Source organism: Trichocoleus sp. DQ-A3 (genome assembly GCF_039961975.1).
Taxonomy (GTDB): domain Bacteria; phylum Cyanobacteriota; class Cyanobacteriia; order Cyanobacteriales; family FACHB-T130; genus FACHB-T130.
On the sequence record NZ_JAMPKC010000001.1, the window covers coordinates 457,381 to 472,621 of the forward strand.

Annotated in this window: 17 protein-coding genes; 11 read left to right on the plus strand and 6 right to left on the minus strand. The window is 49.3% G+C overall.

The window, feature by feature from the left end:
• Window positions 1-45: 45 nt before the first annotated feature.
• On the minus strand, window positions 46-1,335 hold the full coding sequence (gene eno, locus NDI44_RS01875) for a phosphopyruvate hydratase (protein WP_190413302.1): 1,290 nt from the start codon (window positions 1,333-1,335) through the stop codon (window positions 46-48).
• Window positions 1,336-1,581: 246 nt separating this feature from the next.
• Here eno and gloA point away from each other — a divergent pair, with 246 nt between their 5' ends.
• Window positions 1,582-2,013: a lactoylglutathione lyase gene (gene gloA / locus NDI44_RS01880; RefSeq protein WP_190413304.1), complete on the plus strand. Its 432-nt coding sequence runs from the start codon at window positions 1,582-1,584 to the stop codon at window positions 2,011-2,013.
• Between the two features lie 300 nt (window positions 2,014-2,313).
• On the opposite strand, the gene NDI44_RS01885 is transcribed toward gloA, so the two are convergent.
• Window positions 2,314-3,045: a carbonic anhydrase gene (locus NDI44_RS01885; RefSeq protein WP_190413306.1), complete on the minus strand. Its 732-nt coding sequence runs from the start codon at window positions 3,043-3,045 to the stop codon at window positions 2,314-2,316.
• A gap of 194 nt (window positions 3,046-3,239) precedes the next feature.
• Between NDI44_RS01885 and NDI44_RS01890 the strand changes: the two genes are divergently transcribed.
• The 6 genes from NDI44_RS01890 (at window position 3,240) to ndk (ending at window position 9,609) form a co-directional block, all read left to right on the plus strand.
• Window positions 3,240-4,673 carry a carotenoid oxygenase family protein gene (locus tag NDI44_RS01890; protein ID WP_190413308.1) on the plus strand — a complete coding sequence of 478 codons (1,434 nt, stop codon included), beginning with the start codon at window positions 3,240-3,242 and terminating at the stop codon, window positions 4,671-4,673.
• Window positions 4,674-5,452: 779 nt separating this feature from the next.
• Entirely contained in the window at window positions 5,453-5,602 is a 150-nt protein-coding gene (locus NDI44_RS01895) for a hypothetical protein (protein WP_190432246.1), read from the plus strand.
• A gap of 69 nt (window positions 5,603-5,671) precedes the next feature.
• Window positions 5,672-7,036 (plus strand): tRNA (N6-isopentenyl adenosine(37)-C2)-methylthiotransferase MiaB, encoded by a 1,365-nt coding sequence (gene miaB / locus NDI44_RS01900; RefSeq protein WP_190413310.1) that lies wholly within the window; start codon window positions 5,672-5,674, stop codon window positions 7,034-7,036.
• 44 nt (window positions 7,037-7,080) lie between these two features.
• On the plus strand, window positions 7,081-7,674 hold the full coding sequence (locus NDI44_RS01905; protein WP_339380701.1) for a hypothetical protein: 594 nt from the start codon (window positions 7,081-7,083) through the stop codon (window positions 7,672-7,674).
• A 122-nt stretch (window positions 7,675-7,796) separates the two neighbouring features.
• Window positions 7,797-8,927 (plus strand): D-alanine--D-alanine ligase family protein, encoded by a 1,131-nt coding sequence (locus NDI44_RS01910; protein ID WP_190413313.1) that lies wholly within the window; start codon window positions 7,797-7,799, stop codon window positions 8,925-8,927.
• A gap of 232 nt (window positions 8,928-9,159) precedes the next feature.
• Window positions 9,160-9,609: a nucleoside-diphosphate kinase gene (ndk, locus tag NDI44_RS01915; protein ID WP_190413315.1), complete on the plus strand. Its 450-nt coding sequence runs from the start codon at window positions 9,160-9,162 to the stop codon at window positions 9,607-9,609.
• Between the two features lie 75 nt (window positions 9,610-9,684).
• Here the strand turns inward: ndk and NDI44_RS01920 are convergent, their stop codons facing one another.
• Complete coding sequence (locus tag NDI44_RS01920) at window positions 9,685-10,404, minus strand: TerC family protein (protein ID WP_190413317.1); 720 nt, start codon at window positions 10,402-10,404, stop codon at window positions 9,685-9,687.
• Window positions 10,405-10,658: 254 nt separating this feature from the next.
• Here NDI44_RS01920 and psaM point away from each other — a divergent pair, with 254 nt between their 5' ends.
• Complete coding sequence (gene psaM / locus NDI44_RS01925; RefSeq protein ID WP_190413318.1) at window positions 10,659-10,754, plus strand: photosystem I reaction center subunit XII; 96 nt, start codon at window positions 10,659-10,661, stop codon at window positions 10,752-10,754.
• A gap of 242 nt (window positions 10,755-10,996) precedes the next feature.
• Window positions 10,997-11,386, plus strand: coding sequence for a hypothetical protein (locus NDI44_RS01930; RefSeq protein ID WP_190413320.1), 390 nt, complete (start codon window positions 10,997-10,999; stop codon window positions 11,384-11,386).
• Between the two features lie 50 nt (window positions 11,387-11,436).
• On the opposite strand, the gene NDI44_RS01935 is transcribed toward NDI44_RS01930, so the two are convergent.
• Window positions 11,437-12,153, minus strand: a complete 717-nt coding sequence (locus NDI44_RS01935) for a tetratricopeptide repeat protein (RefSeq protein ID WP_190413322.1) — start codon at window positions 12,151-12,153, stop codon at window positions 11,437-11,439.
• A gap of 465 nt (window positions 12,154-12,618) precedes the next feature.
• Here NDI44_RS01935 and NDI44_RS01940 point away from each other — a divergent pair, with 465 nt between their 5' ends.
• A complete protein-coding gene (locus NDI44_RS01940) occupies window positions 12,619-13,083 on the plus strand; it encodes a hypothetical protein (RefSeq protein ID WP_190413324.1) in 465 nt (154 codons plus the stop codon).
• Between the two features lie 10 nt (window positions 13,084-13,093).
• A complete protein-coding gene (locus NDI44_RS01945; protein ID WP_190413326.1) occupies window positions 13,094-13,651 on the plus strand; it encodes a glutathione S-transferase family protein in 558 nt (185 codons plus the stop codon).
• Window positions 13,652-13,739: 88 nt separating this feature from the next.
• Here NDI44_RS01945 and NDI44_RS01950 read toward each other — a convergent pair whose 3' ends face one another.
• Both NDI44_RS01950 and tgt read right to left on the minus strand, forming a co-directional pair.
• Window positions 13,740-13,877, minus strand: a complete 138-nt coding sequence (locus tag NDI44_RS01950; protein WP_190413748.1) for a photosystem II reaction center protein K — start codon at window positions 13,875-13,877, stop codon at window positions 13,740-13,742.
• 238 nt (window positions 13,878-14,115) lie between these two features.
• Window positions 14,116-15,228: a tRNA guanosine(34) transglycosylase Tgt gene (gene tgt / locus NDI44_RS01955; protein ID WP_190413328.1), complete on the minus strand. Its 1,113-nt coding sequence runs from the start codon at window positions 15,226-15,228 to the stop codon at window positions 14,116-14,118.
• Window positions 15,229-15,241: the final 13 nt, after the last annotated feature.

Below are 15,241 nucleotides of genomic sequence, written 5' to 3' on the forward strand. Positions count from 1 at the left end.
ACGAGCCACCCGATTATCTGGCACAAACTGCCCGAATAATCCGCTTTAGCGGGGGCCTAGCCCAATCGTAGCGGCATAGACGGCGCGATCGCCTAATTCATCTTCAATTCGCAGCAGTCGGTTGTACTTCGCCACCCGTTCGCTGCGGCAAAGCGAACCTGTTTTGATTTGTCCGGCTCTCGTGGCTACGGCTAAATCAGCAATCGTGGTGTCTTCAGTTTCGCCGGAGCGATGGCTGATAATCGACCGGAATCCGTTGCGAGTAGCCAGTTCAATCGTTTCCAGGGTTTCCGTAAGAGAACCAATTTGGTTGAGTTTGATCAGGATTGAGTTTGCTGCGGCTTGCTCGATGCCTTTTTGTAGACGGATGGGGTTAGTGACAAACAAATCGTCGCCGATGAGTTGAACGCGATCGCCCATTTTCTCGGTGAATAGTTTCCAGTTTTCCCAGTCTTCTTCGTGCAGTCCGTCCTCAATTGAGACAATCGGATACTGTCCCACCAACTTACCCAGATACTCAATAAAGTCAGCCGGAGAGTGAGATGAGCCATCGTAGACATACTGCCCTTCTTTATAGAACTCACTGGCAGCAACATCTAGCGCCAGCGCTACGTCTTCTCCGGGTTTATAGCCAGCCTTTTCAATCGCCGCCACTAATAGTTCTAAAGCCGCTTGATTGGACTCTAAATTAGGAGCAAAACCGCCTTCATCGCCAACACCAGTCAGCAAGTTTTTGTCCTTTAAAACTTTGCTGAGAGCCGCAAACACCTCAGCACCCCAACGCAGCGCTTCCTTAAATGAAGACGCGCCGACTGGCACAATCATAAATTCTTGGAAATCCACGTTATTATCCGCGTGGGCACCGCCGTTGATCACGTTCATCAACGGCACCGGCAGCACATTCGATAAGGGACTCCCAAGATAGCGATAGAGCGGCAATTCCAGAGCCGCCGCACCCGCTTTGGCGGTTGCCAGGGAGACGGCGAGGATGGCATTGGCTCCCAAATTCGATTTATTTTCCGAGCCATCCAGCTCAATCATCGTGCGGTCAACCAAAACCTGATCGAGCGCATCCATCTCCAACAACTCAGGAGCAATTTTCTCCTCAACATTCTGGACGGCTTGGAGGACGCCTTTGCCACCGTAGCGGCTGGCATCCTCATCCCGCAGTTCGTGGGCTTCAAAAGTCCCTGTAGAAGCGCCACTGGGAACTTGAGCCAATCCCATCACACCGTTGATGAGATAGACTTCGGCTTCCACTGTAGGACGCCCCCGCGAGTCGAGAATTTCACGAGCCACAATGGCGTCGATGGCAGTATCTGGCGTGTTAATCATTCCGTTTCACCCTTCAGTAGCAAAATTGCAAGTGTCTCACACATCAGCAAACCTTAGATAGGCTTTTTAGCCAGCTGGTTATAGCGGTGGTCATCCCTTGTCGAAAACACCTAGCGTGGCTGAATGTAATATGGTTTCTATGGTGGCGTGGGTTGTTGTGTAAAGATCCCGATCGGGGATTGAAATAGAATACGTCCTGAGCGGACACTCAAACGTCATATTAAAAAGGAATTCGGGATCAAAACGATGCGAATGCTACATACGATGTTGCGAGTCGGCAACTTAGAAGAGTCTTTGAAATTTTACTGCGACGTGCTGGGCATGAAGTTACTGCGCCGCAAAGATTATCCGGATGGGAAGTTCACGCTGGCATTTGTGGGTTACGGTGACGAATCTGACCATACAGTTGTGGAATTAACCTACAACTGGGGCGTAGAGCAGTATAACCTGGGAGATGCCTACGGTCATATAGCTCTTGGCGTTGATGATATTTACGCCACCTGTAACGAAATTAAGGCGCGTGGCGGCAAGGTGTCGCGGGAACCGGGGCCAATGAAGCACGGTTCCACGGTGATTGCCTTTGTAGAAGATCCGAATGGCTACAAGATTGAGCTAATTCAGCTAGGAACTCAGGGATCTGCCCAGAAGTCAGAAACCGCTGAAGCAGCAAGTCGGTAGGTTTTAAAAGTAAGTGATCGCATATTTCTAAACCTTTGAGACGTGCGATCGCAGATTTCCTTTTAACGCCGATCAAGTTGGAATTTTTGATCTCAAATTCCTTTTTAATATCAAGACCGTGAGGCGTAATTTTGAAGCCGATAGCCCCCTTAATGTGGAGGCTACAAATTACCATTGCACAAATGAAAGTAAAAATACCTAAAAATCCAACCCCTATTAGAGGCAAGGATTTTCAGGTTGCTGGTTCCTAATAATTGAAATTGCAGATACCAGCAGATAAACGCTTGATAACCCACACCTTTATCTCGCGGCAGAACCCCTGTAAATTCGTTCTGCTTGCTCCGGAGATAACAGCATTGAGGCAATTCGCTCAGGTTTAGGCTCTACAGATTCATCCTGATTGGTGGAAAGTTGGCTGTAGAGTGGCAAATACTCTTGACGAATCGGATCGTATCCCCAAACATCTCCCGTTTCAATGTGATAAATCCAGGCATGGAGAGACAGTTTGCCTCGGTGAAGTTTAGCGCGAATTGCTGGATAAGTCCGCAGATTTTCGATTTGCGTTAGCACGTTCTCAGCAATCGTGGCTTCCAGAAGTTCTTCACCAGAAAGCTCTGTGTAGTTTTCTTTAATCAGCCGACGGGTCGCTTCTGCGTGCTTTAACCAGTCGTGAACCAAGGGCATTTCTGCCGCCAAACTGCTCAATTTTAACAGTCCCTTCATTGCACCGCAGTGAGAGTGACCGCAGACAACAATTTGCTGAATATCTAAAGCGTGAACGGCGTATTCAACGCTTGCGCCTTCGCCGCCATTGGTTGCTCCAAATGGCGGAATCAGGTTGCCAGCATTACGGATGACAAACAGTTCGCCGACAGCCGCTTGAGTAATCAAATTCGGATCGATGCGAGAATCAGAGCAGGTGATGAACAGTACCCTCGGTTTCTGACCGTGAGCGAGTTGCTCAAACAATTCCTGGTGTTCGCTGAAGTAGTTGCTTTGAAACTCACGCAGCCCTCTAATCAGTTTCTTCATATAAAGCCAATTTTTGCTCTAGCGATCGCGATCCCTTCCCTGTAAATCATAGGATGCGAACCGACACGTCGGCGTTTTGCGATCGCACTTCCTCTCATATAGCAGCACGCCCGCAAGATCGTTCACACTCAAGAAAGACCTTGCTTAACATTACTTAATTTTATCCCCATTCTGTTGCGTTCTATTTCTGAACTATGACCACAGCCACGAAACCGTCAACCCGTAAAGCTTGGGCAAATGCGATCGCCCAACCTGCACAAGAATTTCCCCTGACTCCCCTCCCACTCCTTTCCGGCAACATACCGGAAGGTTTGCGCGGCACCCTCTACCGCAACGGCCCAGCCCGCTTAGAACGTGGCGGCATCCGGGTGGGACACTGGTTTGATGGGGATGGTGCGATTCTAGGGGTGCATTTCAGCGATGCTGGTGCCTCTGGTGTCTATCGCTACGTTCAATCAGAGGGATACCAAGAGGAAGCCAAAGCGAATCAATTGCTCTATGGCAACTATGGCATGACCGCACCAGGCCCCATCTGGAATCAATGGTTCAAACCGATTAAAAATGCCGCCAATACCTCGGTACTCGCTTTGCCGGATAAACTGCTGGCACTGTGGGAAGGCGGCAAACCCCACGCCCTCGACCTGCAAACCTTGGAAACTTGGGGATTAGAGAATTTATCGGAACTGAGTGACGGATTACATTATTCCGCTCATCCCAAGCGCGACGCCCAGACTGGGGAAATTTTTAACTTTGGGATTTCACCCGGACGGAATGCAACGCTGAATATTTATAAAAGTGACTCTACAGGCAAAATTCTGCAAAAGGCGGCAGTTCAACTAGATGGCATCCCAATGGTGCATGATTTTGTCCTTGCTGGGCAGTATTTAGTCTTTTTCGTGCCGCCAGTGCGAGTGAACGTGCTGCCGTTGCTAACAGGCATAACCAGCTATAGCGATGCGCTGGAGTGGCAACCAAACCTCGGTACTCAGTTTTTGGTTTTTGACCGCGAAACCCTGTCGTTGGTGAGTCGTGGCGAAACTGAACCCTGGTATCAGTGGCACTTTGCGAATGGCTATGTGGATGCCAGCGGATCGGTGATTGTGGATGTTGTCCGCTACGAAGACTTTCAGACCAATCAGTATCTCAAGGAAGTCGCGACGGGTGAAACCCGGACTCCTGCCAAGAGTACGCTGTGGCAAATCCATCTCAACCCGGCAATTAGCCAGGTAACAAGCATCCAAGAAGTCTTAGATCGGCACTGTGAGTTCCCGGTTGTGCCACAGCATCTGGTTGGTCAAGCTTCGCCCCAAACCTATCTATCGGTACATCGGCAAGGTGTAGAGATTAGCCAAGAACAATTTGGCGCGATCGCTCGTTTTGACGCCAAAACTGGCACCCTAGAGGAAGCCGATTTGGATGAGAATCGCTATCCCTCAGAACCCATCTATGCCCCTGATGCCCTGAATCCCGAACAGGGTTGGGTGTTAACGGTGGTGTATGACGGCAACACTGATACCAGCGAAGTCTGGGTTATGAATAGCGATCGCCTTTCGGAGCAACCCGCGTGTCGTTTGGGATTACCTAGTACAATCCCTCCTAGCTTCCACGGCACCTGGAAACCAGCTTAGGGTTCTATCAACGTTATTTTGAAGTCTTTTTGTCTCTGTAGGGGCACTCTTGCTTGCGCCCCTACAGACCCTCAATGGGCGAAATCTCGCCTTTTGTATCATCCGGCGACTCCTTCATCAACCCAGAGCGCGATCGCCCGCTTCGCTGATTTTCAGGGTTACATCTACAATTTTTTTGCTAAGTAATTAGCTAATTTTTCAAAACTAAGGCAAAGTAGACGAATTCAAAAAGATAATATAAAAAGCCCGCTTTATTCAAGAAAACGGGCTTTTAAAATTTGGCGATTATTTGGCTGATGTTGACTGTTTTAATCCTCACAGAAAATAGAAAAACCGACCTGTAGAACTAGGGGAAGCTGGGTTGCGCTTCTATGTCAAATCAAGATGAAACAACCCCCTCAAAGCGGCTTCAGAATTTCCTTTTCCTCTTCGTCCGCTACCGCGATGGGCACTGTCCTGCCTTGAATCATGAGTAAATAAGTGTTTTTGGGTTGAATCTGCTTGGTGCAAATTTTCCGAGCGATCCCGAAGGTTTGGTAAATTCACCGCGAAGCCAGTAACTAATAGGCTTGATAAGAAGAGGGAGCTGTAAAGGCGCATAGTAGATGTCTCGTCAGAGCTTCTATTGCCTGATTCGGACTCTCTGATGCATAATCAGGATAAAATTGCAAAACAATTTGAATAACTGAGTTTAGGATGCTGTAATTTATTGCGGAATTCGTAGAATAAACGTCCTACTTTGTTCCCGCAATTTTTTACAAGCGTCAGAAAATATAGGCTTGCCTGAAGATTCAAGAACGCTGACTCACCGCTGCTTGGGTTATAGGTGCTTGGATCGTGGGTGCTTGGGCACCGTGAGAGCGATCGCTCTCGAACTTTGGCAACGCTTACGGGCAGTTCTGGCAGTTTTAGATGTAAAGACGCGATAGCTGTATTCTCCAGATAGGTACTATAGATATACAGTTCCGATTACTTTCATTGATTTGTTGTAGCCGTCCATGACCACTTCTCCCCGCCGGTATCACATCACCACCTTTGGCTGCCAGATGAACAAAGCCGACTCAGAGCGTATGGCTGGCATCCTGGAAAATATGGGCTTTGAATGGTCAGAAGAACCTGAAAATGCAAACCTGATCCTCTACAACACCTGCACCATTCGGGATAACGCTGAGCAAAAAGTTTATTCCTATCTAGGCAGACAGGCGAAGCGCAAGCACGAACAACCAGATTTGACACTGGTAGTTGCGGGTTGCGTCGCTCAGCAGGAAGGGGAAGCACTGTTGCGGCGGGTGCCAGAATTAGACTTAGTCATGGGACCTCAACACGCCAATCGCCTCCAAGATTTGCTGGAACAAGTTTTTAACGGTAATCAGGTAGTGGCGACTGAGGCAGTTCATATCATTGAAGACATCACCAAGCCGCGCCGCGACAGTAAAGTGACAGCTTGGGTGAATGTAATTTACGGCTGCAATGAACGCTGTACGTACTGCGTGGTTCCAAGCGTTCGCGGCGTCGAGCAATCGCGGACTCCAGAAGCGATTCGCGCCGAAATGGAGGAAGTCGCGCGGCAAGGATATAAGGAAATCACCCTGCTGGGGCAAAATATCGACGCCTACGGGCGGGATTTGCCAGGAATCACGGCAGAAGGGCGTCACCAGAATACGCTCACAGACTTGCTTTATTACGTTCATGATGTGCCGGGAATTGACCGGATTCGCTTTGCAACCAGCCATCCGCGCTATTTCACCGAAAGGTTAATTCGAGCTTGTGCCGAATTGCCCAACGTGTGCGAACATTTCCACATTCCCTTCCAGTCAGGAGATAACGAGATTCTGAAGGCAATGGGACGGGGTTATACCCACGAGAAATATCGCCGCATCATTGACACGATTCGCCGGTATATGCCAGATGCCTCGATTAGTGCGGATGCGATTGTCGGGTTCCCTGGAGAAACCGAGGAACAGTTTGAGAATACGCTGCGGCTGGTGGAAGATATTGGTTTTGACCTGTTAAATACGGCTGCTTATTCTCCGCGTCCGGGAACGCCAGCAGCCCTGTGGGAGAATCAGCTGAGCGAACAGGTAAAAAGCGATCGCCTTCAACGTCTCAATCACTTAGTTTCCATAAAAGCGGCTCAAGCGTCCCAGCGTTACTTCGGTCGCATCGAAGAAGTCTTGGTAGAAGATCAAAATACCAAAGATCCCACCCAGGTGATGGGACGTACGCGGGGCAACCGTCTCACCTTCTTTACCGGCAACATTGCCGAACTCAAAGGTCAAGTGGTGAAAGTCAAAATCACCGAAGTTCGCGCGTTTAGTTTGACTGGGGAACCATTGGAAGTGCATCAGCCAGTGCCGGTATAAGATTTTTAGGTGGCTCAGAGGATTTCGCGGTGCTAGCATCTGCTATGAAAACATTTATCACCTTGTGGAAACTTGAAGTAAGCTCCCGCCTTCCACTCCTCCGGCGAGACTTACAGGAAGCCGTTTATCTTCCCCCTCGCATTGCTTACACTTTATACAACAGTCTGATATTGGTGTATTGGACGGCAATTGCTGCGGGAAGCATTGCTTGGTTGACTTGCCGCTTTACTTACTTATTGGGTGCTAGCACTCGTCAACTGATTCTTCCTAAACAGGAACCGCTTCAGCTCAAGGGCAAAAAACCCCCGGTACAGGCGATTCAGACTTCCACCGCCACGGCACCCCTCCCCACCGCCAAACCAAGCCTCCAGGCTTCCATCGCCACAACCCCAGTCCCCACGGCAACACCCACCATTCAGGCTCCCCCAGACCTGACGCCAGTCGCTCGCGCACCTCTAGCCGTGGAAAAAATCGCACTGAGCGAGTTGACCACTACGGCGGCTCAAAAGGTCAAAGCAGCAAATCCCGATCGGGTCGTCCTGGCGCGACCTTGGGGCAGAGGATGGCGGATTGCCGTGCTGGAGCCGGAAGAAGCGATGACTGTCCAACGTCCCTGGAAACTCGTTGTCCGCTCCTGAGCGAGGCAAATAACACTGGCATCATAACAAAGAGGGTTGAGGGAGTTTCCGTATCGGAGTTCGTCTCACGCCTCTAGGCTGTAGTAAACTATCGGCGGTGTGCAGTGTCAGGAATATCCGAAATGAATAAAATGCGGGTGGGATTGCTGTTTGGGGGCTGTTCGGGAGAACATGAAGTTTCGCTAAGTTCGGCACGGGCGATCGCGCAAGCTTTGAGTGCCGACCAAAACAGCGCTAAGTACGAACTCCTGCCTTTCTACATCCACAAAGATGGACGTTGGCAAGCCGGGGAAGTGGCTCAACAAGTTTTAGCATCTGGAAGACCCCCGGAATCCCAACTGGCCTCAGAAAATTCTCCGCAACAATTACCCAGTAACGAAAACGCATCACCGAATACCGAACTTACGATCCCATCGCCAGACCTCAATCGTTGGCAATCTCCCCCCCAAGCTGCTGAGGTAGATGTCTGGTTTCCCATCCTCCACGGCCCGAATGGGGAAGATGGCACCATTCAGGGAATGCTTAAATTAATGCAAGTGCCTTTTGTCGGGACTGGGGTTTTAGGTTCTGCGATGGGAATGGACAAAATTGCCATGAAAATGGCATTCGCCAATGCAGGATTGCCTCAAGTGAAATACATCACCGTTAATCGCTCGCAAGTGTGGTCGAATCCCTGTGTTTTCCCCAAGCTTTGCGAACAAATTGAAGCGACACTCGGTTATCCCTGTTTTGTGAAACCGGCGAATTTAGGTTCATCGGTGGGAATTTCCAAAGTGCGATCGCGTGCTGAGTTAGAAACCGCCCTCGATAACGCTGCCAGCTACGACCGTCGCCTCATCGTGGAAGCAGGCGTGGTGGCGCGGGAGTTAGAATGTGCGGTTTTGGGAAATGACAATCCTAAGGCTTCCGTCGTTGGAGAAATTACCTTTGACAGTGATTTTTATGACTACGAAACGAAGTACACCCAGGGACGAGCGGATTTAGCGATCCCCGCGAGAGTGCCAGATGCCGTTGCCACTCAAATCCAAGAAATGGCTCTTCAAGCGTTTGCCGCAGTTGATGGGGCTGGTTTGGGGCGGGTGGACTTTTTCTACGTTGAAGCCACTGGCGAAGTATTGATTAATGAAATTAATACCATGCCTGGTTTCACGGCAACGAGTATGTATCCCCAACTTTGGGGGGCGACGGGTGTTGCTTTCCCAGAATTAGTCGATCAACTGATTCAATTAGCCTTAGAACGTCATAACGGGTAGATCGGCACCAATTCATTTAAACTTTTAACGCAAAGGTAGGCGAAGGAAACCGCAAAGGTACGCCAAGGGGGATTTGGGTGAGATGCTCAATTTGGCAGTGTCAACGCGGTGGGAATTTACTTTAAGTTGATCTTCGTATCCTTTTGCGTAAACCTTTGCGCCCTTTGCGTTAAAAAGCCTTCTAGTCTAATCTGTGTTTTGTATCAGTTTGTAAAATCTAAAGGAGATAAACTTGGAACGGACATTTGTCATGGTCAAGCCTGATGGTGTACAGCGCAACCTCGCGGGTGAGGTCATCCGGCGCTTTGAAGCCAAAGGTTTTACTCTGGTTGGCTTAAAGTTGATGAGTGTGAGCCGGGAACTGGCAGAGCAGCACTATGACGTACACCGAGAAAGACCGTTTTTTGCGGGTCTGGTCGAGTTTATCACCTCTGGCCCAGTAGTCGCGACGGTATGGGAAGCCGATGGAGTGGTCGCAGCCGCTAGAAAAATGATTGGGGCGACTAACCCACTGACCGCTGAACCGGGTACAATTCGCGGCGATTATGGAGTCAGTATTGGTCGCAACCTCATCCACGGTTCCGACGCTATCGAAACCGCGCAGCGCGAGATTGCTCTGTGGTTTAAAGATGAAGAACTGGTGAGCTGGAAGCCGAGCTTGACTTCCTGGATCTACGAGTAAATCACCAACGGCTAATCGCGAACGGCGCTTAAACAATGTGCCATCGGCGATTAGCCATTTTCAATCTTTTTTTGCCTAACGCTTTTGCTCTTCCTTCTGCTGAATCTCTGCGGTTTGCTCAGCGGGGACGCGCTGAGAAAATCCCCAGGCAAATATCACCCCAATACAGGCAATGGTTAACCACTCTGGCGGCACCAAATCTGGCTGAATCGCTTTGCAGAGCAATCGCAATCCGACAAGGGCAACGGTGATATAGCCAGCATCCTGAAGATGGACAAATTCATCGAGCCAACGGATGAATAAGCCAGCCATAAACCGCAGCGTAATCACTCCAATCGTACCTCCGGTGAGAACCAGCCAGGTATCTTTAGAAATTGCGATCGCTGTAGTGACGCTATCGAGGGAAAAAGCTAAATCGGTGACGGCGATTATCGGAATTGCATGCCATAGAGAAGCAAATCGCGGCCCATGATGTTCCTGAGCTTCCCCTTCATCGGAAGTAAAATACTGAAACACCAGCCAAAGCAGATAGAGTGCCCCTAATAACTCAAACTGCCAGAACTGAATTACCCAGGTTGCTGTCAGAATCAAAGTAATTCGGAGGATGTAGGCAACTGCTAATCCGAAGTTGAGGGCGCGACGCTGGAGCGTGCTGTCTTCTAAACCTTGGGCAATAGCTGCTAGGGCGATCGCGTTATCCGCTGACAGCACTGCCTCTAATACAACTAGAACAAGCAGTACAAGGGGAGCTTCCAGTCCCGGATTGAGCGGAGAGTTCAGGATTTGGTCTAGCATTCACGCAAGCTTCAAACTGGAACTATCAAACTAAAAGCAAAAATTAACTGGCTAAATTGTGCCAAAATGATTGCTGTCTTAATTAAGCTTAACCTTTGTCGGGAAAAATTAGTCGAAAATTCCATTAAGCAAGCCAAACAATGGAGCTAGAATTTTTACGCGGCTGTGTTGCATCTTGTTACAAGATGTTTATATTGGGCATAATTTAGCCGAAATTGTTGAACTATAAACCTGAAATAAGGAGTTGGTAAACGATGTCGATATCCGATACCCAAGTGTATATTGCTTTAGTTGTGGCGCTGTTTGCTGGCATCATGGCATTCCGGCTATCAACGGAACTGTACAAGTAGATGTCACCCCTTGCTAGGGACTAGCCGCTGATGGCAAGAGAGAGTGAGGGAATGACAGGGCTTTAGTACACATCGGCTCCCCTTCTCCCGCTCCCTCTTCCCCTGGTTTCTAGTCCTTAGCATCCAATCCCTAGCTTCTTAATTCACTTGCAGCAACTCTAGGCAGGGGTACCTCCCTTAAAGCCTTTGACATCTATCGACAGACATAGTGGCGCTTGCGTCCAGAGTGGTATCCTGACACCATGAATGCTATTGAACCCTCACAACCTCATCAGCAACCGGCACCAAACAGCCGGATAGTTCCTCGGACGCGGCGACAACCGCGACGCCATCCTAACCGAGCGATCGCAATCGAAACGACAGCTAAATTAGCAGTAAATGTAGTGCTTTCATCGGCAGCGATCGCCGCTCTCGTGCAACTTTTGCCTTATCACCTGTCCCAGCAAGCAAAGCTAGGAGAAATCCGACAAGAAGTGAAGCGCACAGAAAAAAGAGTCAATCGTTTAAGTAATAACTTCAGCCGCTACTTCGATCCCCAGCAAGCCAAAAGCGTGATGCAGGAACAAAGCCATCGAGTTGACCCTTCTCAGCGTCCAGTTGTGTGGCTGGATAACAATACGACTGATGAGTAAAAATTCAAAATATTTTGAATTTTGAATTTTTTTGAATTTTAAATGGTTCCTCAAGCGCTGATAGGTTTCAGCAGTTGGTTCATCCAATTTTCGACTTGCAAGCGCAAGCGTCCGGCAGAACCAAAAGGAGCAAGCACAGCCAAAGCGTTTTGATAATCAGCGATCGCGCAGTTCCAGTCGCCGTGCAGATGATGGGTACGACCCCGCTCTGCGTAGATATTCCCTTGTAGCTGACCTAATCTCAGCACTAGGTCAAAATTCTCTAACGCCAAGTCGTAAAGTCCCAGATCCCGAAAGGTGATCCCTTGGTTGATCCAAGCCCGAACGTTGCCAGGGTTGAGATCCAGGGTCATCTCGTAGTCCGCGATCGCTTCTGCCAACTGTCCTAAAGAAGCGTAGTAGTTGGCGCGATTGTTGTAAACACTGTCCAAGTGGGGATCGAGTTCCAACGCCGTGTTATAGTCGGCGATCGCTTGCTCCTTTTGACCGTTCTGGAAATAAATCAACCCCCGGTTGTTATAGTCAGTGGCACTGCTGGGGTTCAGTTCGATGAGAGTCGTCAGGATAGCGATCGCGCCGTTGCGATCGCCATGCTGAGCTTTTTCCTTTGCTAAAGCTCGTAGGGAGCGCAGGGATTGGTTCTGGTGTCCTCCAGATACCGAGGTGACTAGATTAAAACGCCTTGGAACTGTGCCGGTGGTCAATGAAACCGGCGAACCGTTTTGGTGTTTTGCCTGGTCTTGAAAATTGATTGCGCGAGCGTTCATAATCATCCTCAAGGGTACCTTGGACTTCTCTGGAATCTACTTTAGCGGCTTCCTATTCGTTGCCGGGGTGTTCTGTGTCACTGCTTAAAGCGTCTTCCAGCACTGGAGCGATCTCCTATACCTTCAGTTCGGTTTGGATGTCCTTTAGGAAATCTACAGCCCCAATCCAGAGCATTACTGAAACTATCTGTAGAGACTCCCTAAATCTCGTATTTACCCGTCTAGGAGAACTGACGACTGTGAAGCTTGCAGGATTGGCATAGAAAAAAATTATGGATTTTGAGCGGGGGATGCGAGGGGTGAAAATCCTACAACCATGCAAAGGTGCAAAAGAGCAGGGAAAATTGAAGCGATGCTCCCCATTACACCTCTCCCCACTGCCCCAACTGAATGGATGCTGGTAGAATGCAAGCGATACTTACGCGCTCCCGTCGGTGTTTGGCAATCGTTCCTTAAAACGGTCTTATGACAACTGCAACTTCTTATCCCAATGCTCCCGATCTCAGCGAAAATGACTACCTGCTACTTGGCTTAGCCACTTGTTTCTTCAAGGAAGATGGCGAAGTCCAAGAAGTCAACATTATTGAACCCATTCCTTCAGCTGCCCTGGAAGCCCTTCTCAAAGGCATTCCAACCTCCTACAAGATGGCTGTTGCGACCACAATGGGTGCAGTGATCGTCGGCGATAACCTCTACAAGCCAGCAGATTTTCCAGAAGAGGCGCAATTTAGCGATGAGTTCACTTTTCGGGCGATCGCATCTGTTCGCACCTATAAAAACAAACCAGAGGCCAAATCTCATATTCCTCTGGGCACTACCCGCAATGACTTTAACTATTCCGTCGAACGCAAGCGAGTACTGAATGCTCAGCGCGTTGTCCGCAAAGAAGACAACGTGAAACAACACTCTCACACCCATAAAGTCCTTTAGGATATCTGCGATGTTGAAACTGTATGGCGGTGCCCGTAGTCGGGCATCCATTGTTAAGTGGTATCTTGAAGAGTTGGGCGTTCCTTACGAATTCGTCCAGCTCGATATGCAGGCAGGCGCTCATCTCCAACCAGAGTTTCTGGCAATTAACCCGATCGGAAAAGTCCCGGCAATTGTTGATGGAGATTTTAAACTCTGGGAGTCAGGGGCGATTCTGCTGTATCTCGCCCAAAAGTACGGCAAGATGCCAGCCACTCTGGAGGAACAAGCACAAACCACCCAATGGGTAATATTTGGCAATGCCACTTTGGGACCAGGGATTTTTGTGGAAGCAAGCCGGGAACGCGAAACGCCTAAGTTGCTGACACCGCTGAATGAAATTTTGGCAGGGCAACCATTTTTATTAGGCGAGGAACTAACGGTCGTCGATGTAGCGGTAGGGTCGATTCTGGCTTATATACCCATGATGCTGAAGCTCGACCTGAACGAATATCCAGCAGTTGTTACCTATATCCAGCGACTCTCGGAACGTCCTGCCTTTCAGAAAGCAATGGGATCGCAGGGTTAAACAAGTTTTAGGAAGCGGCCTTGTGCCTACCCTGAATCATAAAAGGGCACCCATGTGGGTGCCCTTTCAATTTTTTTGCAATTCAGGTTTAGCGGAAACCCACAGATGCTTGCCAAACGAAAGCCAACAACAAGAAGAACACGGGGATGATCGGGAGAACGTCTACCAGGGGGTCAAAGAAGGAGTAAGCTTCCGGCAGTTTTGCCAACAGCAGTGCTGCTTCCATATTTAAAATCCACCTTTCCAACACAGTTTTAAGAATTGACAAGTATCTTAACATGACTCGGCTGTTAGCTGGACGCGATTTCAGCCTACATGGAAAATTTACTTTTACTAAACGGTGGCGATCGCTCTTGACGATCCTCGACCGCTAAAATTCTCCAAAATTGCGATCGCTATCTCTAAAAAAGCCAACTCGCTCCGAAAAACGTTTACGCTCATGCTTAAAGTTTTTTAATTTTTAATTATTCTGTTGGAGTGTCTAGCCAGTGACCAAATTCCGTGACAAAGCGATCGCCTAAAATTGCTTCCCGGATTCGTTGGGTAAACCGAATCAATTCAGTAATGTTGTGAATTGAGAGTAAAGTGTAACCGAGAATTTCTCGCGTTCGCACTAAATGACACAAGTAAGCGCGACTGAAGTTCTGGCAGGTGTAGCAAGGACAACTCACATCCAGGGAAGTGAAATCTTCTCTGTACTGGGCGTTTTTCAAATTCCAGCGTTCTCCCTGTACCATCACAGTACCGTGACGCGCCCAGCGAGTGGGTATCACACAGTCAAATAAATCGATACCCGCAGCGATCGCTTGTGCCATTTCTCGATAAGTGCCGACACCCATCAGGTAACGAGGCTTTTCGGCGGGTAACACTGGCGCAGTCGCCCGCACAATCTGGTGAATCAGTTCTGCCGGTTCTCCCACGCTGACGCCGCCAATCGCGTATCCTGGCAAATTTAACTCCGCTAATGACTCAGCAGCCGCAACTCGCAAATCCAGGTAAACGCCACCTTGAACGATCCCAAACAAAGCTTGCTCATTCGGACGTTGGTTAGCATTTATACATCGTTCCAGCCACCGATAAGTCCGCTCTGTTGCCGCCATGACTTCTGAGCGCTCCGCTGGATAAGGCGGACACTCATCAAATGCCATAATCACATCTGCTCCCAGTTCGTTCTGAATTTGGATTGACCGCTCCGGCGTTAGATGAATCATCCGCCCATCGCGGGGAGAGCGAAAAGTTACACCCTCTTCAGTAATTTTCCGCAACTCGCTCAAGCTAAACACCTGGAAGCCGCCAGAATCTGTCAGCATCGGCTTCTTCCAGCCCATAAAGCGGTGCAGCCCACCTGCACCCGCCACAATTGCTTCTCCAGGTTGCAAGTGGAGGTGAAAGGTATTCGCCAAAACCATTTGGGCACCCGTTGCCTCCAGCTGATCGATTGTCACAGATTTGACAGTCGCCAGCGTCCCTACCGGCATAAACTTAGGTGTTTCTACTAAGCCATGTGGTGTCAAAAAAGTCCCGGCTCGTGCCTGCGTATGGCGACAACGCGCCTGACATTGAAACGAAAATCCCACTTACTTTAGCTGC